The organism is Cellulomonas fimi ATCC 484 (assembly GCF_000212695.1).
In the GTDB taxonomy this organism is placed as follows: Bacteria; Actinomycetota; Actinomycetes; order Actinomycetales; family Cellulomonadaceae; genus Cellulomonas; species Cellulomonas fimi.
Window position 1 is genome coordinate 3,919,764 of record NC_015514.1, and the last position, 23,938, is coordinate 3,943,701.

21 protein-coding genes are annotated in these 23,938 nt (G+C 73.8%); 8 read left to right on the forward strand and 13 right to left on the reverse strand.

The features are described 5' to 3' along the window. Positions 1-48: 48 nt before the first annotated feature. The 4 genes from nrdF to nrdH all read right to left on the reverse strand — a co-directional run bounded on the left by nrdF (position 49) and on the right by nrdH (position 4,110). On the reverse strand, positions 49-1,029 hold the full coding sequence (nrdF, locus tag CELF_RS17690) for a class 1b ribonucleoside-diphosphate reductase subunit beta (RefSeq protein ID WP_013772635.1): 981 nt from the start codon (positions 1,027-1,029) through the stop codon (positions 49-51). Positions 1,030-1,159: 130 nt separating this feature from the next. Then, a complete protein-coding gene (gene nrdE, locus CELF_RS17695) occupies positions 1,160-3,307 on the reverse strand; it encodes a class 1b ribonucleoside-diphosphate reductase subunit alpha (protein ID WP_013772636.1) in 2,148 nt (715 codons plus the stop codon). Then, positions 3,277-3,693, reverse strand: a complete 417-nt coding sequence (nrdI, locus tag CELF_RS17700) for a class Ib ribonucleoside-diphosphate reductase assembly flavoprotein NrdI (protein WP_013772637.1) — start codon at positions 3,691-3,693, stop codon at positions 3,277-3,279. The genes nrdE and nrdI overlap by 31 nt, the downstream gene beginning before the upstream one ends. Positions 3,694-3,864: 171 nt before the next feature. Next, complete coding sequence (nrdH, locus tag CELF_RS17705) at positions 3,865-4,110, reverse strand: glutaredoxin-like protein NrdH (RefSeq protein ID WP_013772638.1); 246 nt, start codon at positions 4,108-4,110, stop codon at positions 3,865-3,867. Positions 4,111-4,614: 504 nt separating this feature from the next. Here nrdH and CELF_RS17710 point away from each other — a divergent pair. Beyond that, entirely contained in the window at positions 4,615-4,995 is a 381-nt protein-coding gene (locus tag CELF_RS17710; RefSeq protein ID WP_013772639.1) for a VOC family protein, read from the forward strand. Between the two features lie 63 nt (positions 4,996-5,058). Here CELF_RS17710 and CELF_RS20540 read toward each other — a convergent pair whose 3' ends face one another. The 4 genes from CELF_RS20540 to CELF_RS17730 all read right to left on the reverse strand — a co-directional run bounded on the left by CELF_RS20540 (position 5,059) and on the right by CELF_RS17730 (position 10,601). After that, a complete protein-coding gene (locus CELF_RS20540) occupies positions 5,059-5,784 on the reverse strand; it encodes a hypothetical protein (RefSeq protein WP_126297887.1) in 726 nt (241 codons plus the stop codon). 1,595 nt (positions 5,785-7,379) lie between these two features. Next, on the reverse strand, positions 7,380-9,029 hold the full coding sequence (locus CELF_RS17720; protein ID WP_013772641.1) for an ABC transporter permease: 1,650 nt from the start codon (positions 9,027-9,029) through the stop codon (positions 7,380-7,382). Continuing rightward, positions 9,026-9,955: an ABC transporter ATP-binding protein gene (locus CELF_RS17725; RefSeq protein WP_013772642.1), complete on the reverse strand. Its 930-nt coding sequence runs from the start codon at positions 9,953-9,955 to the stop codon at positions 9,026-9,028. Before CELF_RS17725 ends, CELF_RS17720 begins: the two co-directional genes overlap by 4 nt. Continuing rightward, a complete protein-coding gene (locus CELF_RS17730) occupies positions 9,948-10,601 on the reverse strand; it encodes a TetR/AcrR family transcriptional regulator (protein WP_232014267.1) in 654 nt (217 codons plus the stop codon). Before CELF_RS17730 ends, CELF_RS17725 begins: the two co-directional genes overlap by 8 nt. A 98-nt stretch (positions 10,602-10,699) precedes the next feature. On the opposite strand from CELF_RS17730, the gene radA reads away from it, so the two are divergent. Beyond that, a complete protein-coding gene (gene radA, locus CELF_RS17735; protein WP_041553607.1) occupies positions 10,700-12,097 on the forward strand; it encodes a DNA repair protein RadA in 1,398 nt (465 codons plus the stop codon). Positions 12,098-12,229: 132 nt separating this feature from the next. Next, on the forward strand, positions 12,230-13,300 hold the full coding sequence (gene disA, locus CELF_RS17740; protein WP_013772645.1) for a DNA integrity scanning diadenylate cyclase DisA: 1,071 nt from the start codon (positions 12,230-12,232) through the stop codon (positions 13,298-13,300). Positions 13,301-13,506: 206 nt separating this feature from the next. Here the strand turns inward: disA and CELF_RS17745 are convergent, their stop codons facing one another. Continuing rightward, positions 13,507-14,142, reverse strand: coding sequence for a hypothetical protein (locus CELF_RS17745; RefSeq protein WP_013772646.1), 636 nt, complete (start codon positions 14,140-14,142; stop codon positions 13,507-13,509). Between the two features lie 207 nt (positions 14,143-14,349). Here CELF_RS17745 and CELF_RS17750 point away from each other — a divergent pair, with 207 nt between their 5' ends. Both CELF_RS17750 and CELF_RS17755 read left to right on the forward strand, forming a co-directional pair. Beyond that, positions 14,350-15,258: an HhH-GPD family protein gene (locus CELF_RS17750; protein ID WP_013772647.1), complete on the forward strand. Its 909-nt coding sequence runs from the start codon at positions 14,350-14,352 to the stop codon at positions 15,256-15,258. 101 nt (positions 15,259-15,359) lie between these two features. Further along, the gene (locus tag CELF_RS17755) at positions 15,360-15,713 is read left to right on the forward strand and encodes a cupin domain-containing protein (protein WP_013772648.1); all 354 of its coding nucleotides are present in this window, start codon (positions 15,360-15,362) and stop codon (positions 15,711-15,713) included. Positions 15,714-15,719: 6 nt separating this feature from the next. Here CELF_RS17755 and CELF_RS17760 read toward each other — a convergent pair whose 3' ends face one another. The 4 genes from CELF_RS17760 to CELF_RS17775 form a co-directional block, all read right to left on the reverse strand. Next, positions 15,720-16,259 (reverse strand): amino-acid N-acetyltransferase, encoded by a 540-nt coding sequence (locus CELF_RS17760; RefSeq protein ID WP_013772649.1) that lies wholly within the window; start codon positions 16,257-16,259, stop codon positions 15,720-15,722. 30 nt (positions 16,260-16,289) lie between these two features. After that, on the reverse strand, positions 16,290-16,928 hold the full coding sequence (locus tag CELF_RS17765; RefSeq protein WP_013772650.1) for a response regulator transcription factor: 639 nt from the start codon (positions 16,926-16,928) through the stop codon (positions 16,290-16,292). Then, complete coding sequence (locus CELF_RS19765) at positions 16,925-18,199, reverse strand: sensor histidine kinase (RefSeq protein ID WP_013772651.1); 1,275 nt, start codon at positions 18,197-18,199, stop codon at positions 16,925-16,927. Before CELF_RS19765 ends, CELF_RS17765 begins: the two co-directional genes overlap by 4 nt. A gap of 227 nt (positions 18,200-18,426) precedes the next feature. Continuing rightward, the gene (locus tag CELF_RS17775) at positions 18,427-19,413 is read right to left on the reverse strand and encodes a sugar-binding transcriptional regulator (RefSeq protein ID WP_013772652.1); all 987 of its coding nucleotides are present in this window, start codon (positions 19,411-19,413) and stop codon (positions 18,427-18,429) included. A 139-nt stretch (positions 19,414-19,552) separates the two neighbouring features. Here CELF_RS17775 and CELF_RS17780 point away from each other — a divergent pair, with 139 nt between their 5' ends. From CELF_RS17780 to glpK, 3 genes are all read left to right on the forward strand, one after another. Continuing rightward, a complete protein-coding gene (locus tag CELF_RS17780) occupies positions 19,553-21,364 on the forward strand; it encodes a glycerol-3-phosphate dehydrogenase/oxidase (RefSeq protein WP_013772653.1) in 1,812 nt (603 codons plus the stop codon). Between the two features lie 88 nt (positions 21,365-21,452). After that, complete coding sequence (locus tag CELF_RS17785) at positions 21,453-22,205, forward strand: MIP/aquaporin family protein (protein ID WP_041553608.1); 753 nt, start codon at positions 21,453-21,455, stop codon at positions 22,203-22,205. Between the two features lie 29 nt (positions 22,206-22,234). Further along, on the forward strand, positions 22,235-23,758 hold the full coding sequence (gene glpK / locus CELF_RS17790) for a glycerol kinase GlpK (protein ID WP_013772655.1): 1,524 nt from the start codon (positions 22,235-22,237) through the stop codon (positions 23,756-23,758). Positions 23,759-23,938 lie beyond the last annotated feature (180 nt).

Sequence of the window (23,938 nt, forward strand, 5' to 3'; positions counted from 1 at the left end):
GATGACCGGGCCCCGTCGAGGGCCGGCCACCGCGTCCTGCGACCGGGATCAGAAGTCCCAGTCCTCGTCCTCCGTGTTGACCGCCTTGCCGATGACGTACGACGAGCCCGACCCCGAGAAGAAGTCGTGGTTCTCGTCCGCGTTGGGCGACAGCGCCGACAGGATCGCCGGGTTGACGTCCGTCTCGTCGCGCGGGAACAGCGCCTCGTAGCCGAGGTTCATGAGGGCCTTGTTGGCGTTGTAGCGCAGGAACTTCTTGACGTCCTCGGTCAGCCCGACGCCGTCGTACAGGTCCTGCGTGTACTCCACCTCGTTGTCGTACAGCTCGAAGAGCAGCTCGAACGTGTAGTCCTTGAGCTCCTGACGCTCCTCGGGCGACAGCTTCTCCAGGCCCTTCTGGAACTTGTAGCCGATGTAGTACCCGTGCACCGCCTCGTCACGGATGATCAGGCGGATGAGGTCCGCCGTGTTCGTGAGCTTGGCGCGGCTCGACCAGTACATGGGCAGGTAGAAGCCCGAGTAGAAGAGGAAGGACTCGAGCAGGGTGCTCGCGACCTTCCGCTTCAGCGGCGAGTCGCCCTTGTAGTACTTCATGACGATCTCGGCCTTGCGCTGGAGGTTGACGTTCTCCTCCGACCAGCGGAACGCCTCGTCGATCTCCCGCGTCGAGCACAGCGTCGAGAAGATCGACGAGTACGACTTCGCGTGCACCGACTCCATGAACGCGATGTTCGTGTAGACGGCCTCCTCGTGCGGCGTGATCGCGTCCGGGATCAGGCTGACCGCGCCGACCGTTCCCTGGATCGTGTCGAGCAGCGTCAGGCCGGTGAAGACGCGCATCGTGAGCGTCTTCTCCTCCTCCGTGAGCGTCGCCCAGGACTGGATGTCGTTCGACACCGGCACCTTCTCCGGCAGCCAGAAGTTGCCGACGAGCCGGTCCCAGACCTCGGCGTCCTTCTCGTCCTCGAGCCGGTTCCAGTTGATCGCCGACACCCGGTCGATCAGCTTGAGCTTCCCCGTGGGGGTCATCGGACATCTTCCTTCGTGAGGTGCAGCGAGTGGAGCGCGGCGTGGACGGCGCCGGCTCCGGTGTGGTGGGCGTCAAGGCCGCCGCAGGCGGCCCGGGCAGAGACGGCGTCGTCCACGCCGCGAGGAGCGGTCACAGCATGCAGCTGACGCAGCCCTCGACCTCCGTGCCCTCCAGCGCGAGCTGGCGCAGGCGGATGTAGTAGATGGTCTTGATGCCCTTCTTCCAGGCGTAGATCTGCGCCTTGTTGAGGTCACGGGTCGTCGCCGTGTCCTTGAAGAAGAGCGTCAGCGACAGGCCCTGGTCGACGTGCTGCGTCGCCTCGGCGTAGGTGTCGATGACCTTCTCGTAGCCGATCTCGTACGCGTCCTGGTAGTACTCCAGGTTGTCGTTCGTCATGAACGGCGCCGGGTAGTAGACGCGGCCGATCTTGCCTTCCTTGCGGATCTCGATCTTCGACGCGATCGGGTGGATCGACGACGTCGAGTGGTTGATGTACGAGATCGAGCCCGTCGGCGGGACGGCCTGCAGGTTCTGGTTGTAGAGACCGTGCTCCTGGACGAGCGCAGCCAGCTCACGCCAGTCGTCCTGCGTCGGGATGTGCACGCCGGCCTCGGCGAACAGCACGCGGACGCGCTCGGTGCGCGGCGCCCACTCCTTCTCGACGTACTTCTGGAAGTACTCGCCCGTCGCGTACTTCGAGTCCTCGAACCCGTAGAACGCCTGCTTGCGCTCCTGCGCGAGCAGGTTCGACGCACGGATCGCGTGGTAGGCGACCGTGTAGAAGTAGATGTTCGTGAAGTCGAGGCCCTCGTCGGACCCGTAGAAGATCCGCTCGCGCGCCAGGTACCCGTGCAGGTTCATCTGCCCGAGGCCGATCGCGTGGCCGCCGCGGTTCGCGAGCTTGACCGACGGCACCGACTCGATGTCCGTCTGGTCCGACACCGCGGTCAGCGCGCGGATCGCGGTCTCGACCGACTTGCCGAAGTCCGGCGAGTCCATCGACAGCGCGATGTTCATCGAGCCGAGGTTGCACGAGATGTCGCGGCCGACCTCCGCGTACGACAGGTCCTCGTTGAACGTCGACGGGGTCGACACCTGGAGGATCTCGGAGCACAGGTTCGAGTGGGTGATCTTGCCCTTGATGGGGTTCGCGCGGTTGACCGTGTCCTCGAACATGACGTACGGGTAGCCGGACTCGAACTGCAGCTCGGCGAGCGTCTGGAAGAACTCGCGGGCGCTGATCTTCGTCTTGCGGATGGCCGCGTTGTCGACCATCTCGTAGTACTTCTCGGTCACGTTCACGTCCGCGAACGGCACCCCGTACACCCGCTCGACGTCGTACGGCGAGAACAGGTACATGGGCTCGTTCTTCTTCGCCAGCTCGAACGTGATGTCCGGGATGACGACGCCGAGCGACAGCGTCTTGATACGGATCTTCTCGTCGGCGTTCTCGCGCTTGGTGTCGAGGAACCGGTAGATGTCCGGGTGGTGCGCGTGCAGGTACACCGCCCCGGCCCCCTGACGCGCGCCGAGCTGGTTCGCGTACGAGAACGAGTCCTCGAGCAGCTTCATGACGGGGATGACGCCCGAGCTCTGGTTCTCGATGTGCTTGATGGGCGCGCCGTGCTCGCGGATGTTCGACAGGAGCAGGGCCACGCCACCGCCGCGCTTCGACAGCTGCAGGGCGGAGTTGATGCCGCGCGCGATGGACTCCATGTTGTCCTCGATGCGCAGCAGGAAGCAGGAGACGGGCTCGCCGCGCTGCGCCTTGCCGAGGTTGAGGAACGTCGGCGTCGCCGGCTGGAAGCGGCCGCTCACGATCTCGTCGACGAGGTTGACCGCGAAGTCCTGGTCGCCCGCCGCGAGGCTCAGCGCGACCATGCAGACGCGATCCTCGAAGCGCTCCAGGTACCGCTTCCCGTCGAACGTCTTGAGCGTGTACGACGTGTAGTACTTGAACGCGCCCAGGAACGTCTGGAACCGGAACTTCTTCGAGTACGCGTACTCGAACAGCGTCTTGATGAACGCGCGGTCGTACTGCGCGAGCACGGCCGGGTCGTAGTACTTGTTCTCGACCAGGTAGTCGAGCTTCTCGTCGAGGTCGTGGAAGAAGACCGTGTTCTGGTTGACGTGCTGCAGGAAGTACTGCCGCGCCGCCTCACGGTCCTTGTCGAACTGGATCTTCCCGTCCGCGTCGTAGAGGTTCAGCATCGCGTTCAGGGCGTGGTAGTCCAGCCCCGTCAGCTCTACGCGGGTATCTGCGACTGTCGCTGCCAAAATGTCCTCAATCCCTCGCGGACGCGGTGCACGTCCTCGTTCGTTCCCATGAGCTCGAACCCGTACAGGTAGGGGACGCGGCACTTGGCCGCGACGATGTCCCCTGCGATGCAGTAGGCCTCGCCGAAGTTCGTGTTGCCGGCCGCGATGACGCCGCGGATCAGCGCACGGTTGCCCTCGTCGTTGAGGAACTTCACGACCTGCCGCGGGACCGCACCGCCCTCGTTGCCCCCGCCGTAGGTGGGGACGACCAGGACGTACGGCTCCGACACGTGCAGGAACGGGTCCGCCGGACGCAGCGGGATGCGCTGCGCGGGCAGACCGAGCTTCTCGACGAAGCGGTGCGTGTTGTCCGACGCGGAGGAGAAGTAGACCAAGGAGCTCATCGACCTGCTCCCCTCGACCTCGGGACGTGTGGCGGTGGGGTACGTCTCGGCACGGCGGAGCCGACCCCTCGTGGTGCGTGCCGGGGGCGGAGGCCTGCCGAGCCGGCGCGGTGCGTGCCCGGCGCCGGCCCGGGGCGTCCGTGCGGGCGGCCGGTCCGGCCGCCCGGTGGGTCAGGCGACCGCGGCGGCCATCCGGTCGGCGAGCGCCTTGATGCGGTCGGGGCGGTAGCCCGACCAGTGGTCGCCGTCGACGATCACGACGGGCGCCTGGAGGTGGCCGAGCGACATCACGTAGTCGCGCGCGTCGGCGTCCTCGCTGATGTCCACGACGGTGTACTCGGCACCCAGCTTGTCGAGCGCGCGGTAGGTCGCGTTGCACTGCACGCACGCCGGCTTGCTGTAGACCGTGATCGTCATCGTGGCTCCTTGTTCACTGTCCCGCGGCGCTCCCCCCGGAGTGGCCGCGTGTGGTTCGTGGGGCCCTCGCGGGCCGACTGCGGCTCCCCCACCGCGTCGTCCTAGACACTACACCTAGGGGTGCGGCCTGCAAGCCACCACTACTGGTTGTGTTACATGCGTGTCGTTCAACTTCACCCTGTGGAGAACTCACGCTACCGGCGACCACCCACAGAGCCCGCGACCTGCGCGTTCGTCAGCCGTCCACAGCCGTCCCCAGGAGCCGCACAGCACCGTGCACAACCGGGTCCACAGGCCGAGCGTCCTCTTCGCCCGGACACGCCGCGGCACGACACGCCGGGCTCCCCGCACCACCCCCGGCACCTATCGCCCGGACGGGTGACGGCGCCGCTGCGGTGGCCCGTCACACGACCCCGCGCCACAGTGGTCCGGCCGGCACGTCGACCTCGCCGCACCGCCTCCCGGACGACCGGCCGCACCGCCCCGACGACCACAGGAGACCCCGTGACCGACCTCAGCGACGCCTTCTCCGGCTTCTCCACCGACGACGTGCCCGCCGCCCGGGAGTTCTACGGCGGCCTCCTCGGGCTCGACGTCTCCGTCGAGGACGGGCTGCTGCACCTGCACCTCGCCGGCGGCCGCGACGTCCTCGTCTACCCCAAGGGGGAGGCGCACACGCCCGCCACCTACACGGTGCTCAACTTCCGCGTCGACGACGTGCCCGCGGCCGTCGCCGAGCTGCGCGACAAGGGCGTGCGGTTCGAGCGCTACGAGGGGCTGCCGACCGAGACGGACGAGGACTTCGTGTTCCGCGGCGGCGGGCCGCTCATCGCGTGGTTCACCGACCCCGCGGGCAACGTCCTGTCGCTGATCGCCCGCGACTGACCCGGCCCGCACGCACCGACGCCGCCCCGAGGGTCCCCGGGGCGGCGTCGGGCTGCGCGGACGTCAGAGCGGGTACGCCTCGTACACGTCGAGCACGTCGGCCAGGGGGGCGACGACGTGGAAGACGGTCGCGCCGTTGGTCCACACCGCGACCCCCGTGCCGTCGCCGGCGTCCACGACCGTGAACGTGCCGACCGGGGCACCGCCACCGATCACCTCGCCCGACTGCGGGAGCTGCGGGCCCGCGGCGTCGGCCGACGCGGACGGCTGCGGGGCGGCGGTCGGCAGGGCGGCGACGAGCGTCGCGGCGAACGTCGCCGCGTCCTCGGGCGTCTCCCACTGGCCGGTCCGGACCGTCACGGCACCGCTGCCGCCGTCGGAGTACACCTCGGTGTACGCCTCGACGGCGCCCGCGGCGAGCCACTCCTCGTCCGCGACCGACTCCGTGAGCGCGTACTGCAGGACGCTCGTGGGCAGCGCCGACGCGAACGCGGTCGTCGCGGTCCGGGCCGCCGGCTCGATCGTGGGTGTCGGGGACGGCACGAGGATCGTCGACGCCACCGGGGGCGGCGTCGCGTCGTCCCGGCCGCGGGTCAGCAGCACGCCGGCCACGATCACGCCGACGACGAGCACCACGGCACCCGCGATCGCCGGCACGAGCCAGCGCGGCCGTCCGGATCCGCCCGAGGCGCCCCCGGGTCCTGCGGCGTCGCCCGCGGCGGTGTCGCCGGCCGCCGACGCCACGCCCCGGGCACCCGCCGGACCACCCGCGGGCACGGAGGCGGGCACGGCCGTGCCGTGCGGCACCGGTGCGCCCGCGGGCGGAGCCGCAGGCCGCGGCGCCGAGGGCGGTGCTGCCGCCGAGCGGACCGGGACCTCGGCCGAGGGAGGCGCGAACGAGGGGCGGACGGGCGCGAACCGCATGGTGTCGTGCGTCGTCGGGCTCGGCGACGGCACGTCGGCATCGACCGGCGGAGCGGGTCGGGCCGGCGCGGCGGCCTGCGGAGCGGCACCCCGGCCCGCCGGGCTGCCCACGGGTGCCCCTCCGGCGGCTGCCGGCGCGGATGCGCCCGGCCCCGCCTGCGCACCCGGCCCCGCCTGCGTGCCCGGCCCCGCCTGCCCACCCTGCCCCGCCTGCGCACCCGGCGCCGGCTGCGCCACGGCCCACGCGGGCCGCAGGGGACCGCCCGGCGCAGCGCCCGGCGCGGCGGGCCCGGGCCGGGACGGGGGCGCCGCCTCGGACACGCGCGGCGGTGTCGCGGGGGGCGGCGAGGTGAGCGGCTGGTACGGGGCGCCCGGGGACGGCTGCTGAGGTGCGGCACCCGTCCGCTGCGGCAACGCACCCGGCGGGGTCGCGGCGAGCGGCGCGGCGGCACCCGGGCCACCGGCTGCCGGGGCGGCGGGCGGGGCGAAGGGCGACCGCGGCGGGACGGGCGCGGAGGCGGCGGGAGCCGCCGGGACGGGTGCCGGCGCGACGGCCACCGGCGGGGCGGCGGGCGGCCCGGCGGGCGCGTGCGCGGGGGCAGGGGCGGCGGACGCCCGACGCGGCAGGGGTGCCGCGGGGGGTGCGCCGTGCGGAGCACGGTTGACGGCACCCTGCGGCGCACCGTCGAGCTGGGGTGCACCGTTGACGGCACCCTGCGGCGCACCGTTGACCTGCGGCGCACCGGTGAGGGCACCCTGCGGCGCACCGTTCGCAGAGCCGCGCGGCGCACCGTGCGCGAGGGGGTGCGGCGCTCCGTTGCCGGGTGCCTGCGCCGGGCCGTCCGCGGTGCCCGGCGCCGCAGGGTGCGCGGCGACCGGGGCGACGCCGTTCGGCGGTGCCTGCGGGGCGCGGTTCGGCAGCGCCGGCTGCGGGTGGGCGGCGGCGGGCGGGGGCGGGGCGCTCGCGCCGACGGGCTGGGCGCCCGGGGGCGTGGGCTGCGCGGGACGCTGCGGGCGCGCGCGCAGGGGGTCGCCCGCGACCGGCGGTGCCGCGGGCGGCGCCGACTCCCGGGCGGCGGGAGCGGACCGGGGCGCGCTGGTCGTCGGCTGGTACGGCGCGACCGGGCTCGCCAGGGGCCCGGCCGGAGCAGCCTGCGGTGCGGACGCGGGCACGTCGAAGGCCGGTCGGGCGGCCGCGCGTCGAGGACCGTCGACGGGCGGCGCCGCCGGGACGCCCGGAGCTGCCGCGGCGGGCGCAGGACTCACGGGAGGTGCGACGTGCGCCGGCTGGGCGTCCGGCGCTGGCGTCGCCCCCTCGGCGGGAGCGCCCACCGGTCCCCACTGCAACCGCCCCCAGTGCGGACTCGTGCCGCCGGATCCGCCGGTCTCGCTCATCGGGTTCCCATCGTTCGCGGTGCCCGGCTCGCCCGCCGGACGTCACGCAGCCTACCGACGGCGGTTCACCCGGCCACGTCCCTCCGGCGGAAGAAGACGAAGCCGGCCGCGGCGAGCGCGACGGCGACGGCCGAGACGGCGAGGACGGGCGGCCACTGCATCTCCTCGCGCGGCAGCGCGGGCAGGTATGTGAAGGGCGACGCGACGTCGGACCCGTCGGGGAGGATCTGCCCGAACATGCCGACGACGGCGACGTAGGCGACGTACGCCCACACGAGCCCGAGGAACCGGGGCGCGACGCCGTAGACCAGCACCGCGAGGGCGAGCACGCACGCGGTCGCGGGGAGCGTGGCGGCGTTGGCACCCAGCAGGCTCGCGACGCGGTCGGGCTCCGACAGGCTCGCGGCCGCGGTCGCGCCCATGACGAGCCCGCTGAGGAGCGTGACGACGACGGCGGTGACGGCGGCGACGCCGACCTGCGCGCCCAGCCACCGGCTGCGCGTCACCGGGCCGGCGAGGACGCGCGCGCCGCGCGTGGCGACCTCCTCGGCCCGGACGGCACCGACGGCGGTCACCGTGTACGCCGCGGTCGTGACCGCCAGGAACACGACGTAGAGGCTGAACGCGCCGGCGGTCGGGTCCTCGCCGCCGAAGATCGCGCCGAGCGTCGCCTCGTCCTCGACGAAGTCGACGATCGCGCCCGCGAGCACCCCGACGAGCGCGGCCATGAGGACGACGGCCGACCCCCAGGACACGATCGAGCCCCACTGGCGGCGCAGCGTGAGGCCGACCATGCCGGACAGCGCGCGCGAGGCGTGCGGCGGCCCGAGCCGCTCGGCGACGAGCCCGGTGCCGAGGTCGCGGCGGGCGGCGAGCCAGAAGGCCAGCGCGACGCAGGCACCGGCGGCGACGACGCCGATCAGCAGCGGCCACCACCGCTCGTCGACGTAGGCCCGCGTGGCCTGCGCCCACCCGAACGGCGACAGCCAGGTCAGGACGCTCGTGCCCTGCGGGCCGCGCACGTCACCGACGGCCCGCAGCACGAAGGCGACGCCGAGCACGGCCATGCCGAGCCCGGACGCCGTGCGGCCGTGCGCGGTCACCTGCGACGCGACCGCCGACACGCCCGCGAAGACGAGGCCGACCATCGCGATCCCGGCGCACAGCGCGGCGGACCCGACCGGGTCGACGTCCGTGCCGAGCAGCGCGAGGAACGTCAGGCCGCTGACCGCGAGGGTCGCCACGACGGCGGCGACGAGGCCCGCGACGACGGGCGCGTCACGGCCCACGGGGCCGGAGCGGACGAGCTCCAGGCGCCCGTCCTCCTCCGCGGCGCGCAGGTGCCGCGTCACGGTGAGCAGCGCGAGGATCGCGACGGGCAGCATGACCCACAGCCCGAGCTCGTTCGCGGTCATCGCGCCGACGGTGTAGTCGTCGAGCCCGTACCCCGGCCCGGCGAGCGCGGTGGCGGCCGGGGACGAGACGAGCAGGGCGCGCGCGGCGCGCGAGTCGTCGCCGCCGTAGAGGCCCGCGATGGCGTCGACCGACGCGAACGTCAGGCCGGCGACGGCCAGGGACCACACGAGGATCCGCCACCTGTCGAACCGCAGCGCGACGCGGACGAGACCGCCGGTGCCGACGAGGGCCCCGGACCGCCCCGTGGCGGGAGCGGTGCGCCCGGTCGGTGCCGCCGGGGCGGGCGCCGTCGTCGTCATCGCTCGTCCCCCTCGCGCACGCCGAGCGTCACGAGCTCGTCGCTGTACTCGCGCAGGAACAGGTCCTCGAGGGTCGGCGGGTGCGCGGTGAGCGACCGGACGCCGAACGCCGGGAGGGCGGCGAGCACGCCGGGCAGCGCGACGGTGTCCACGTCGGCCGTCACGTGGCCGTCGTCGCGCCGCACGTGGTGCACCCCGTCGAGCGCAGCCAGCGACCGCTCGGCGGCGTCCCCGTCCTGCACCCCCGCGGTGACCGTCGTGCGCGTGAGGCTGCGCAGCTCGTCGAGCGACCCGGACTGCACGGCGCGGCCCTGCCGGATGATCGTGACGCGGTCGGCGAGCGCCTCGACCTCCGCGAGGATGTGGCTCGACAGCAGCACGGTCCGGCCCTGCGCGGCGGCCTCGCGGACGACGTCCTGGAACACCGCCTCCATGAGCGGGTCGAGGCCGCTCGTGGGCTCGTCCATGAGGAGCAGCTCGACGTCCGCCGCGAGCGCGGCGACGAGCGCGACCTTCTGCCGGTTGCCCTTGGAGTAGGCACGTCCCTTGATCCGCGGGTCGAGCTCGAACCGTTCGACGAGCGCGGCACGCCGGCGAGGGTCGAGGCCGCCGCGCAGGCGCCCGAGCAGGTCGATCGCCTCGCCGCCCGTGAGGTTGGGCCACAGGCTCACGTCGCCGGGGATGTAGGCGAGGCGGCGGTGCAGCGCGACGGCGTCGCGCCACGGGTCGCCGTCGAGCAGCCGGACCTCGCCCGCGTCGGCGCGCAGCAGCCCGAGCAGGACGCGCACGGTGGTGGACTTGCCCGCGCCGTTGGGCCCGAGGAAGCCGTGCACCTCCCCGGTCCGTACGGTCAGGTCGAACCCGTCGAGGGCGCGCTTGGGTCCGAAGGTCTTGACGAGCCCGCGCGCGACGATCGCGTCACTCATGGGTGGTCTCCTGGTAGGCGAGATAGGCGTCGAGGTAGGAGCGGTCGGCGAACAGCCCCTGCGTGTAGAGCTCGAGCGAGCCGAGCATGATGCGGCGGTACAGCTCCTCCATCGCGGCGGCCGGCTGCTCCGTGGGCGCGGGGCCGCGACCGGCGGCGGCGTCGGCCTGGGCCATGACGAGGCTGCCGACCGACATCGCGATGAGGACGCGGGCGCGGCCTGCGGGGTCGCGGCTGGGCAGGACGCTGCCGGAGGCGACGGCATCGGCGAGGTAGGTCTCGGCGTCCTCGACGAGCCCGTCGATGAAGTGCGCCGCGACGCTGCCGCCCTCGAGCAGGCACCGCACGACGTAGGCGAAGACGGTCGCGTACTGCTCGAGGGTCGCGAGCTTCGCGATGACCTCGGACGGGGCGGCCGCACCGATGGCGGACTTCTTCTCCTCGAGGATCCGGGCGAGCACGTGCTCGTCGCAGGCGGTGCGCAGACCGTCCTTGGAGCCGAAGTGGTGGATGACCAGGGCGGGGCTCACGCCCGCGTCGGCGGCGATGACGCGCAGGCCGACGCCGAACCCGTCGCGCCCGAACCGCGCGACGGCGGCGTCGCGGATCCGGGCTCGGGCGGTGAGGTCGTCGACGGCTGAACGCACATTCAGCACACTAAACGCGCGTTCAGCCCTGGCGCAAGAGCCTCGCGTCCCGGTGCGGCGCGCTCGCCGTGTCGGACGCCGTCGGTACCGTTCCGCGCGTGACCACGACCACCCCCCGCCGCGCCGACCGCAGCGCCCGCCCGGGCTTCCGCTGCTCGGAGTGCGGCTGGACGGCCTCCAAGTGGGTCGGCCGCTGCGGCGAGTGCCAGGCGTGGGGCACGGTCGCGGAGGACGTGGGACCCGGCGGTGGCGCGCCGCGCACCGTCGCGACCGCACCGACGCGCGCGCCCGCGCGCCCGATCGACGAGATCGACGTCGAGGCCGCGCGCGCCCGCCCCACGGGCGTCGACGAGCTCGACCGCGTGCTCGGCGGCGGCATCGTGCCCGGCGCCGTCGTGCTCCTCGCAGGCGAGCCGGGCGTCGGCAAGTCGACGCTGCTCCTCGACGTCGCCGCTCGCGCCGCGCGCACCGGCCGACGCGTCCTCTACGTGACCGGCGAGGAGTCCGCCGGCCAGGTGCGGCTGCGCGCCGGTCGCATCGGTGCGCTGCACCCCTCGCTGCTGCTCGCCGACGAGACCGACCTCGCCACCGTCCTCGGGCACGTCGAGGTCGTCGACCCCGACCTCCTCGTCCTGGACTCCGTGCAGACCATCGCGTCCGCAGCCGTCGAGGGGACCGCCGGCGGCGTCGCGCAGGTGCGCGAGGTCACCGCGGCCGTCATCGCCGCCGCGAAGTCGCGCGACCTGCCCGTCGTCCTCGTCGGCCACGTGACCAAGGACGGCTCCGTCGCGGGGCCGCGCACGCTCGAGCACCTCGTCGACGTCGTCTGCCAGTTCGAGGGCGAGCGCCACTCCCGCCTGCGGCTGCTGCGCGCCACCAAGAACCGGTACGGCCCCACCGACGAGGTCGGCTGCTTCGACCTGTCCGAGACGGGGATCATCGGCCTCGCGGACCCGTCCGGGCTGTTCGTCTCCCAGGCGCAGACCGCCGTCCCCGGCACGTGCCTGACCGTCACGCTCGAAGGTCGCCGGCCGCTCGCGACCGAGGTGCAGGCACTCGTCGCCCCGTCCGCCGTGCCCAACCCCCGGCGCACCACCAGCGGCATCGACTCCAGCCGCCTCGCGATGGTGCTCGCCGTCCTGCAGCGTCGCCTCGGCGCGCGGCTCGCCGACCAGGACGTGTACGTCTCGACCGTGGGCGGTGCGCGTGTCGTCGAGCCCGCCGCCGACCTCGCCCTCGCGCTGGCCGCCGTCAGCTCACGCGAGAACACCGCCCTGCCGCGCGGCCTCGTCGCCGTCGGGGAGGTCGGCCTCGCCGGCGAGATCCGCACCGTCAGCGGCGTGGGCCGGCGCCTGTCCGAGGCCGCACGACTCGGCTTCACGCGCGCCGTCGTCCCCGCCGGCTCGCTCGACGGGGCCGCGCCTCCCGACGGCCTCACCGTCCTGCCGGTCGCCGACCTCGCCCAGGCCGTCGCCGCCGCCGGGATCGGCTCGTGACGCCACCCGCCCGGGTGCGCAGGACCCGACGGTGAACGCGGCGAACGGGCGAACCGTCGCGCTCGCACCACCCAGCAGGCGGGTCGTCCGGAACAGGCTCGACAGCCCTCGTTACCATGCAACCGTGCAACCGTGCCGCACTCGCACGCCCCCGAAGACCTGCTCCGGTCGACGCTCGCCGCCGTCGCGCCCGGCAGCGAGCTCCGCGACGGCCTGGAGCGGATCCTGCGCGGCCGGACGGGCGCCCTCATCGTGCTCGGCTTCGACGACCTCGTCGCCCGGATCTGCTCCGGCGGGTTCGTTCTCGACGTCGAGTTCAGCGCGACCCGCCTGCGCGAGCTCGCCAAGATGGACGGCGCCGTCGTGGTCGCCGGCGACCGCATCGTGCGGGCCGCCGTGCAGCTCCTGCCCGACCAGACCATCGAGACGTCCGAGTCCGGCACCCGCCACCGCACCGCCGAGCGCGTCGCGAAGCAGACCGGCTTCCCCGTCATCTCCGTGTCCGCGTCGATGCGGATCATCGCGCTGTACGTCGGGGGGCAGCGGCACGTCCTCGAGGACTCGACGACCATCCTGTCCCGCGCCAACCAGGCCCTCGCCACGCTCGAGCGCTACAAGGCCCGCCTCGACGAGGTCAGCGGCACCCTGTCCGCCCTGGAGATCGAGGACCTCGTCACCGTCCGCGACGTCTCCACCGTCGTGCAGCGGCTCGAGATGGTCCGGCGCATCTCCGAGGAGATCGAGGGCTACGTCGTCGAGCTCGGGACCGACGGGCGCCTCCTCACGCTCCAGCTCGACGAGCTCGTCGGAGGACTCGGCACCGACCGCGAGCTCGTGATCCGCGACTACGTCGACACCGCGCGCCGCGACGTCGACACCGTCCTCGCCGCGCTCGGCGAGCTCAACTCGACCGAGCTGCTCGACATCGCGCACATCGCGCGCGTCCTGGGTCTGCCCGGGGGCGGGGACGCGCTCGACGCCGCCGCCGGCCCGCGCGGCTACCGGCTGCTGTCCAAGGTCCCGCGCCTGCCCGGCACCATCGTCGACCGGCTCGTCGCCCACTTCGGCGGCCTGCAGAAGCTGCTCGCCGCCACGATCGACGACCTCATGGCCGTCGACGGCGTCGGGGAGCAGCGGGCGCGGGCCGTGCGGGAGGGGCTGTCGCGGCTCGCGGAGTCGTCGATCCTCGAGCGCTACGTCTGACCTCGCGCCCACCGGTCGCGTCCCGACGCCGCGGTCCGCACGTCGGGGGCGTCTCGCCCGACGGTCGCGTCCGGACGCCGAGCCGGCACGTCGCGGGCGTCTCACCCGGCGGTCGCGTCCGACACCTAGCCGGCACGTCGCGGGCGTCCCACCCGGCTGGCGCGCGGAGCAGCACGACCGGCGCGCGGAGCGCCTGGCCCGGCCGCTCAGCCCAGGCCGAAGACCGCGGGCGTCGCCGTCGCGCCGGCCAGCGTGAACGCCACCGAGTAGGTCCCGGCGCCCGGGGCCGGCTGGTCGCCGGGGCACCCCTGCGCCGACCGCACCCGGTCCCAGCCGAGCTGCGCCTCCTCGACCGCGCCGCCCGCGAGCAGGAGCGTGCGGGACTCCGTGCCCGCCGCGACGCAGTCGCGCGAGGACCACACCCGGTCGACGCCCGAGGTGATGACGACCTCGCGGTGCGCCTCCCCCGCGTCGACCAGGCACGGGTCGGTGCCGGTGTTGGTGATGCGCAGGACGAACGTCGGGCTCGCCCCCTCCGGGAAGGACTCCGCGGTCGCCGCGACGGACAGCGCCAGCACCTCGGGCGTGCACTCCGGCGGCTTGCCGTCGTCCGACTCGTCGTCGCCCTTGTCCGCCCCGGTGTCGTCGGCCGTCGTGTCGGGGGCCGACGTCGTCCCGGTGGGCGCGGGCGTCGGCTCGTCGGCGCGTGCGTCCGCGGCGCCGCGGCCGACCACGAGCCACACCACGAGCGCGACGAGCAGCAGCGGCACGCCGAGCACGACGGCCCGCCGCACCCAGTAGACGCGCGCAGGCAGGGGGCCCGCGGGCCGGACGACGCCCATCGTGCTCCCCCTCGCTCCTGTGCGGTCGGACCGGTTGCCCGGGACCCGGGTCGGGTCCCGCGGCGGCTCGGCGCGGCGCTCCGTGGCGCGAGCCCGCCCGACGCGCGACCACAGTACGGCCGCCCGGGACGTCCGGACCGGGCGACTCGCGGGCCGAGACGCAGGACGCCGGGCACGACGCGCTCCCGGGTCGGCGAGGATGGACGCGTGCCGACCGCCCTCGACCCCGCCGCGCTGCGGACGCCGGTCGTCGCGTGGTTCGAGGAGCACGCGCGCGACCTGCCGTGGCGCGCGGCCGACCGGACCCCGTGGGGCGTCCTGGTCAGCGAGGTGATGCTGCAGCAGACGCCCGTCGTCCGGGTCGAGCCCGCGTGGCGGGCGTGGATGCGGCGCTGGCCGGGGCCCGCCGACGTCGCGGCCGCGTCGACGGCGGACGTGCTGCGCGCGTGGGACCGGCTCGGGTACCCGCGGCGGGCGCTGCGGCTCCAGGAGTGCGCGCGCGCCGTCGTCGAGCGCCACGGCGGCGACGTGCCCGACGACGAGGCGGCGCTGCTCGCCCTGCCCGGCGTCGGCTCCTACACGGCCGCCGCCGTGCGGGCGTTCGCGTTCGGGCGGCGCTCGGTCGTGCTCGACACGAACGTCCGACGCGTGCTCGCGCGGGCCGCCGCCGGTGCGGCGCTCCCCGCCCCCGCCCAGACCGTCGCGGAGGTGCGGCTCGCCGCGTCGTTCGTGCCCGCCGACGACGCCGGGGCGGCCCGTTGGGCGGCCGCGTCCATGGAGCTCGGCGCGCTCGTGTGCACCGCGCGGGCCCCTCGCTGCGACGCGTGCCCCGTGCGGGACGTGTGCGCCTGGCGCGCCGCCGGACGTCCCGGTGACGCGCACGCGGACCGGCGACGCACCCAGGCGTTCACGGGGACGGACCGGCAGGTGCGCGGGCGGGTCATGGCGCTGCTGCGGGACGCGCTCGGGCCCGTGCCGCAGGAGGCCGTCGACGCGCTCTGGCCGGACGCCGGCCAGCTGCGCCGCTGCGTCGACGCGCTCCTCGCCGACGGGCTGGCCGTGCGCGTGCCGGGGGTGGACGACGACACGCCTGCCACGTACCGGCTGCCGCACTGACCTCGGTCCGCGTCGCGGGTGCGTCCCGCTGGACGGGCGACGGTCCGCGTCGCGGGCGCGTCCCGCTTGACGGGCGACCGGTCCGCGAGGACGGTGCGGGCATGCGCCTGTTCGACGTCGTCCGGTACCCGCTCACCCGGTTCGAGAGCAGCGGGGTCGTCCTCGACGCCCTGCCCCCGACCACCGGACCGACGAGCGTGCACGTCGTGCAGCTCACCGCGGGCGGGACGATCGGCCGGCACCGCGCGGTCCGCCGTCAGGTGCTCGCGGTCGTCTCGGGCGACGTCGAGGTGCAGGCGGACGACGACGCACGGGTGGTCGTCCCCGCGGGGTCCTTCGTCGTGTGGGAGCCCGGCGAGATGCACCAGACGTGGGCGACGACCGACGCCGTGCTGGCGGTGGCGGAGACGTCGGGCGAGCTCGAGCTGGACCAGGGCTTCACCGAGCGCACCTGACCGGCGTCAGTCGACGGGCGGTCCGTCGAGCTCGACGAGCATGCGCGTGTTGCCCAGCGTGTTGGGCTTCACGCGCGCGAGGTCGAGGAACTCCGCGACGCCGTCGTCGTGCGAGCGCAGCAGCTCGGCGTAGACCTCCGGCGTCACGGGCGTCCCCTCGATCGCGTGGAAGCCGTGCGCCTCGAAGAACGCCACCTCGAACGTCAGGCAGAACAGCCGGCGCAGCCCGAGGTCGCGCGCACGGCCGACGAGCGCATCGAGCAGCAGGTGACCGACGCCGCGCCCCCGGTACGCGGGGTCGACCGCGAGGGTCCGGACCTCCGCGAGGTCCTGCCACATCACGTGCAGCGCACCGCAGCCGACGACGGTCCCGTCGGGCGCCTCCGCGACGACGAACTCCTGCACGGCCTCGTAGTAGCCGACCCACTCCTTCGCGAGCAGGATGCGCTGCTCGGCGTAGGGCTCCACGAGCGCGCGGATCGCTCGCACGTCGGCAGGCAGGGCGGCGCGGACCCGGAGCTGCTCGCCCGTCTGCTCGGTCGTCACCGGCACACGGTACCCACGCGCCGCGGCAGGTCAGTGGAGCAGGCCGGCCTCGTGGACGGTCACGACGAGTTGCACGCGGTCGCGACAGCCGAGCTTGCGCAGGCACTCGGACACGTGCGTCTTCACGGTCGCCTCGCCGATGAAGAGCTCGGCCGCGATCTCACCGTTCGACAGGCCGCGGGCGACCGCGAGCGCGACGTCGTGCTCGCGCGGGGTCAGCGCGTCGAGCGTGGTCGACGGCACGCGGCCGCGGCGGGCGAAGTCCTCGACGAGCCGCCGGGTGACGTTCGCGCCGAGCAGCATCGACCCGTCCGCGACGAGGCGCACCGCGTCGACGAGCCGTTCCGCGGTGACGTCCTTGAGCAGGAAGCCGCTGGCCCCGGCGCGCAGCGCGTCGTACACGTACTCGTCGAGGTCGAACGTGGTGAGGATGAGGACGCGCGTACCGGGGTGCTCCGCGACCACCCGGACGGTCGCCGCGATGCCGTCGAGCACGGGCATCCGGACGTCGACGACCGCGACGTCGGGCGCGGTGCGGGCCACGAGGTCGACGAGCGCGCGGCCGTCGGGAGCGGTCCCGACGACGTCGAGGTCCGGCACCGACCCGAGGATCGCCGCGAACCCCTGCAGGACGACGGGCTGGTCGTCGGCGACGACGACGCGCGTCACCGCGACGCCCCGGGCACCACGACCTCGACGACGAACCGCCCGTCGGTCACCTCGGCGGCGAAGCGGCCGCCGATTGCCTCGACGCGTTCGCGCATGCCGTGCAGGCCACGGCCGGGCTCGACCGGCCCGTCCGGCCGTCCCACGTCGTTCGTGACGCGCAGGCCGACGGAGGGCTCGGCACCGGTGGGGTCGACCCAGCGCGTCACGTGGACGGCGGCCGTCGGGGCGTGCCGTCGCCCGTTCGTCAGGCACTCCTGCACGACGCGGAACAGCACGTACCCGCTCGCGGCGGGCACGACGCCCCACTCGCCCGAGACGTCGACGGCCTGGCCGGCGTCGCGGGCCGCTGCGACGAGGACGTCGACGTCGTCGGCGTCGGGCTGCGGCGCCCGGTCCGGGTCGTCGCCCGTGCGGCGGAGCACCGCGAGCACGTGCCGCAGCTCCCCGAGCGCCTGGCGGGCGTCGACCGCGACGGCGGCGAGCACCTCCCGCGCCCGGTCGTCGAGATCCGGGTACTGGTACGGCGCGCTCTCGGCCCGGACGGCGACGAGGGAGACGTGGTGCGCGACGACGTCGTGCAGGTCGCGCGCGAGCCGCGCCCGCTCGGCGGCGACCGACTCGACGGCGAGTGCGCGGCGCTCCTTGTCCCCTGCGGCGGCGGCCAGCGCGCGGCTCCGGACGGCGGCCCCGGCTGCAGCGGCGACGAGCACGACGGCGACCAGCAGGACCGTGTGCCCGACGAGGCTCGGCCAGTCGAACCCGTGGGGCGCACCTGCCTGCATCGCGCCGGTCGGGGTCGACCCGAGCACGTCCACCGCCGCGAACACCGTCGCGACCGCGAGGACCGCGAGGGCAGGCGCGGCTGCGTCCCGCACGCGCCGGCGGGCCGCGAGCCCCGCGATCGCGTAGAACCCCAGCAGCCAGCCGTAGGGGAACCACCCCAGGCTCGGCACGGCGACGAACGGTGCAGCGAGCAGGATCGTCCCGCCGACCGGGTGGCGCGCCCCCAGCAGCACCGCGGCGACCACGACCACCGTCGCGGGCAGCGCGACGAGAAGCGACCAGACGGTCGCGTACTGCACCTCGCCCGGCCGCATCACGACGTCGACGAGGCGCGGCGAGAGCAGCACGTACCCGCCGACGAGCGTCGCGAGGACGGCGGGCAGGAGCGTGGCGCCCCGACCTGCCCACGTCGGGTCTCCGGCGTCGGTGTCGCGCGCCGCGGGCGCAGGTCGCGGCTCGTCGACGGCGGGGATCGCTGTGCTCCTCATGCGTGCGATCGTCCTGGCTGCGCCCGTCCGGCCGCCAGGCCCGCCCGACGGACCCGTCCTCCCCCGCGCGACGGACCCCCCGGCCTCGGACCGGTCATGCCCGCCGAGCCCGGGGGCTCACGTCGGTCTCGTCTTGCGCGGCTGGCGACCTCACCTCGGACCGACGAGCTCGCCGTGCGCCGGTGGTCCGGGTGCGTGCGTGGCGGTCGGGGTGGTATCGGGTGGGGTCACGTGCGAGGGCGGCGGCGGGGAGTGGCGGGCTCGACCGCGTCGAGGAGGAGGGTCGCGGTGATCTCGTCGACGACGAGGTCGGTCACGACGCCCGCGCGCAGCCCGGCCAGCAGGGGGGCGACCTTGTTGTCCCCCGCGACGACGCACACCCGCCGCGGCACGCGCTGGAGCTCGTCGGGCGTCGGGCCGGTCGCACGTTCGTTCAGGTGGACGTCCTGCCAGGACCCGTCCGCGCGCAGGAAGACGGTGCACACGTCGCCGACGACGCCCTCCTCGTGCAGCAGCCGGACGTCGGCGTCGTCGAGGTAGCCTGCCGAGTAGACGTGCGACGGGACGGCGCCGGCCACGGCCCCGACGGAGAAGACCGCGATGTCGGCGCGCCGCTGCATGTCGAGCACGCGCCGCACGGACCGCTCGCGCCACATGGCGGCCTTGGTGTCGGGGTAGTCGAAGAACGCGGGCACCGAGAAGTGGTGCACGGCCGCCCCGAACGCGGTGCCGAACGACGAGATGAGGTCGGACGCGTACTCGATCCCGGACGTGCGCATGTTGGCGGCACCGTTGAGCTGGACGACGTGCGAGCCGCGCGTGGGCTTGGGCGTGAGGAAGCGGGACACCGATGCGAGCGTGGTCCCCCAGGCCACGCCCATGACCATGTCGGAGTCGAACCACGACGAGAGCAGGCGTGCGGCGGTCATGGACACCTGGTCGAGGCGCTCGATGTGGCTCGCGGAGTCGGGGACGGGCACGACGTAGGTGTCGATGCCGAACGCGGCGGCCACCGAGCGCCCGAGGCCGGGTGCACGCGTGCTCGCGGGGCGCAGCGTGATCTCGACGAGCCCCGCCTGCCGCGCACGCTTGATGAGCCGCGAGACCGTCGACCGTGACGTGCCGAGGTGCCGGGCGATGACCTCCATCTTGAGGTCCTGCAGGTAGTACATGGACGCCGCCCGCAGCACGTCCTGCTCCCGCTCGACGTACATGACCCCTCCTGTCGGGTGAACGGGCGTGCATGCACGTTTGTGCACCCCGGTTGCGCGTCTGTTCGCCTCGTGATGACGATAGCGAGGAGCCACGGGCGCAGCGATCCGGGGCGGACGGAAACACCCGGGGGACGACCGCATGAGAACGGCACCACTGACGGTCCAGGCACGCCAGGACGCGCTCGACACCATGCGCGCGAGCGGGGAGCGGGGCAACGAGCTCGACGTGCTGGTGATCGGGGGTGGTGTCACCGGCGCGGGCATCGCGCTCGACGCCGTCACCCGCGGGCTGTCCACCGCGATCGTCGAGGCCCAGGACTGGGCGAGCGGCACGTCGAGCCGCTCCAGCAAGCTCGTGCACGGCGGCCTGCGCTACCTGCAGATGCTCGACTTCCACCTCGTGCGCGAGGCGCTCACCGAGCGCGACCTGCTCATCCACACCCTCGCGCCGCACCTCGTCAAGCCGGTGTCGTTCCTCTACCCGCTCGAGAACCGGGTCTGGGAGCGGGCGTACGTCGGCGCGGGCGTCCTGCTCTACGACACGCTCGCGACCGTGAACGGCAGCAAGCGCGCGATGCCGATGCACCAGCACCTGACCCGCAAGGGCATGGAGCGGCTGTTCCCCGACCTGCGGCACGACGCGGCCGTCGGCGCGGTCCGGTACTGGGACGCGAGCGTCGACGACGCGCGCCTCGTCGAGACCCTCGTCCGGACGGCCGTCTCCTACGGTGCCCACGCCGCGAGCCGCACGCAGGTGCTCGACCTGCACACCACGTCCGGCGGGGCCGTCACGGGCGCCGAGCTCGTCGACCTCGAGACCGGCGAGCACCTCGACGTGCGCGCCCGCGCCGTGATCAACGCGACCGGCGTCTGGACGGAGGAGACGGAGTCGCTCGCCGGCTCGGAGGGCGGCCTGCGGGTGCTCGCCAGCAAGGGCATCCACATCGTCGTGCCGCGCAGCCGCATCGCCGGCAACACCGGCCTGATCCTGCAGACCGAGAAGTCGGTGCTGTTCATCATCCCGTGGTCCCGGTACTGGGTGATCGGCACGACCGACACGCCGTGGGAGCAGGACCTCGTCCACCCCGTCGCCACGAGCGCGGACATCGACTACGTCATCGAGCACGCCAACGCGGTGCTGTCCCGGCCCATCTCGCGCGACGACGTCATCGGCACCTGGGCGGGCCTGCGGCCGCTCCTGCAGCCCCACGTCAAGGAGGGCACGTCGTCCGCGAAGGTGTCCCGCGAGCACACCGTCGCGTCACCCACGCCAGGCCTCACCGTCATCGCGGGCGGCAAGCTCACGACGTACCGCGTGATGGCGAAGGACGCCGTCGACTTCGCGATCGGGTCGCGCGCCACGAGCCTCCCGTCCCTCACGCACGACCTGCCGCTCGTCGGCGCGGAGGGCCTGCGCGTGCTCCAGCGCCAGGCGAAGGCGATCGGCGCACGCTACGGCTGGGACCGCCCCCGCATGGACCACCTGCTGCACCGGTACGGCTCCCTGCTCGGCGAGCTCATCGACCTCGTCGACGCCGAGCCGTCGCTCGCCGAGCCGCTCGCGAACGCCCCCGCGTACATCGGTGCCGAGATCGTCTACGCCGTCAGCCACGAGGGCGCCCTGCACCTCGACGACGTCATGATGCACCGCACCCGCCTGAACTACGAGCAGGCGGACAAGGGAGTCGGCGCCCTGGAGGAGATCGCCGACCTGGTCGCGCCCGTCCTCGGCTGGGACGAGCGCACCCGCAGCAAGGAGATCGCCGCGTACACCGCGCGCGCGGAGGCGGAGGACGCCGCCGCGCAGGAGCACGACGACGCGACCGCCGAGCGCGTCCGGCTGCGCGCCGCGGACCTGGCGCCCATGCGTCGGCTCGACGACGTCGTGGACGCCGGGACCAAGCCCGGCTCGCCGCGCGGCCGCGGGTCGTCAGGTCCCGCGGGGACCTGAGCACCACCCCAGACCCCCCGCGGCCCTGCGCGGGGTGCACGTGACAACGACGTCTCGTCAACAGAAGGGATAGGCCGTGGGCACACTCATGTCCCAGGCGTTCGTCTCCGAGATCCTCGGCACCGCGATGCTCATCCTGCTGGGTGCCGGTGTGGTGGCGAACGTGATCCTGCCCGGCACCAAGGGCTTCGGCGGCGGCTGGCTCCTCATCAACTTCGGATGGGGTCTCGCCGTCTTCGCCGGTGTCTACACCGCCTTCAAGTCCGGGGCGCACCTCAACCCCGCCGTCACGCTCGGCCTGCTGACGGCCGACCAGCCGTTCTTCAGCAAGACCGGCCCGGACGACGTCGTCACCGTGACGCTCGAACCGACCGTCGGGAACGCGTTCTGGTACATCCTCGCGCAGCTCATCGGCGCGTTCCTCGGTGCCGCGATCGCCTGGCTCGCGTACAAGAAGCACTTCGACGCCGACGCCGACGCCGGCACCAAGCTCGCCGTGTTCTCCACGGGGCCGGCCATCCGGTCGTACGCGTGGAACCTCGTCACGGAGATCGTCGCGACGTTCGTCCTCGTCTTCGTCATCCTCGCGTTCGGGCCCACCCCCTCCGGCCTCGGCCCGCTCGCCGTCGCCTTCCTCGTCGTCGGCATCGGTGCCAGCCTCGGCGGTCCGACCGGGTACGCCATCAACCCCGCCCGCGACCTCGGACCGCGCATCGCGCACGCCGTCCTGCCCATCCCCGGGAAGGGCTCGAGCGACTGGGCGTACTCCTGGGTGCCCGTCGTCGGACCGATCATCGGCGGCGTGCTCGCGGGCCTCGCTGCGAACGCCTACCTCTTCTGACCGCGGCCACCACCGAAAGGCAGACCCCCATGCCCGACACCCAGTACGTCCTCGCGATCGACCAGGGGACGACCAGCACGCGCGCGATCGTCTTCGACCACGCCGGCCAGATCGTGTCCGTCGGCCAGAAGGAGCACGAGCAGATCTTCCCGAGAGCCGGGTGGGTCGAGCACGACGCCGCCGAGATCTGGACGAACACCCGCGAGGTCGTCGGCCTCGCACTGACGCGCGCGAACCTCACCTTCCGCGACATCGCCGCGGTCGGCATCACCAACCAGCGCGAGACGGCGGTCGTCTGGGACCGCACGACCGGCGAACCCGTCTACAACGCGATCGTCTGGCAGGACACCCGCACGCAGAAGATCTGCGACGAGCTGGGGGCGCTCGGCGGCGGGGCGGACCGCTACAAGGACCGCGTGGGCCTGCCGCTCGCGACCTACTTCTCCGGCCCGAAGATCCGCTGGATCCTCGACAACGTCGACGGCGCGCGCGAGAAGGCGGAGCGCGGCGACCTCGCGTTCGGCAACACCGACGCGTGGGTGCTGTGGAACATGACCGGCGGCGTCAACGGCGGCGTGCACGTCACCGACGTCACGAACGCGTCGCGCACCATGCTCATGAACCTCGACACGCTCTCGTGGAACGAGGAGATCGCCGGCGAGATGGGCATCCCGATGTCGATGCTCCCCGAGATCCGCTCGTCCTCCGAGGTGTACGGCAACGGCCGCGAGGGCGGCATGGTCCCCGGCGTGCCCATCGCGGGCATCCTCGGCGACCAGCAGGCGGCGACCTTCGGGCAGGCGTGCTTCGAGGTCGGCACGGCCAAGAACACGTACGGGACCGGCAACTTCATGCTGCTCAACACCGGCACGAAGCCCATCCCGTCGAAGAACGGCCTGCTGACGACGCTCTGCTACAAGATCGGCGACGCCGACGCGGTCTACGCCCTCGAGGGGTCGATCGCTGTCACCGGCTCGCTCGTGCAGTGGCTGCGCGACAACCTCGGGATCATCAGCTCCGCGCCCGAGATCGAGCAGCTCGCCGAGACCGTCGAGGACAACGGCGGCGCGTACTTCGTACCCGCCTTCTCCGGCCTGTTCGCGCCGTACTGGCGGTCCGACGCACGCGGCGCGCTCGTCGGGCTCACGCGGTACGTCAACAAGGGCCACATCGCCCGCGCCGCCCTGGAGGCCACCGCCTTCCAGACGCGCGAGGTGCTCGACGCGATGAACGCCGACTCCGGCGTCGACCTGACCGAGCTCAAGGTCGACGGCGGCATGGTCGCCAACGACGCGCTCATGCAGTTCCAGGCCGACATCCTCGGCGTGCCGGTCATCCGGCCGAAGGTCGCCGAGACCACCGCTCTCGGGGCCGCGTACGCCGCGGGCATCGCCGTCGGGTTCTGGTCCGGCGAGCAGGACGTCATCGACAACTGGGCGGAGGACAAGCGCTGGGAGCCCGGCGCCGACGAGGGCGAGCGCGACCGCCAGTACCGCCTGTGGAAGAAGGCCGTCACGAAGACCTTCGACTGGGTGGACGACGACGTGCAGTAGACGACACCGGGGGGAGCCGGCGCGGCACCGGGGCAGCCGCGCCGGCCGGGGGCCGGGTGGACCGCAGGCCACCCGGCCCCTGTCGTGCCCGGCCGCCGCCTCTCGCGCGCGCCCGAGCAGGGGCGACGCAGCGGCGCGCCGAGACGCGTGTGTCGTGTGGGTACGTCCCGCTAGTGTCCG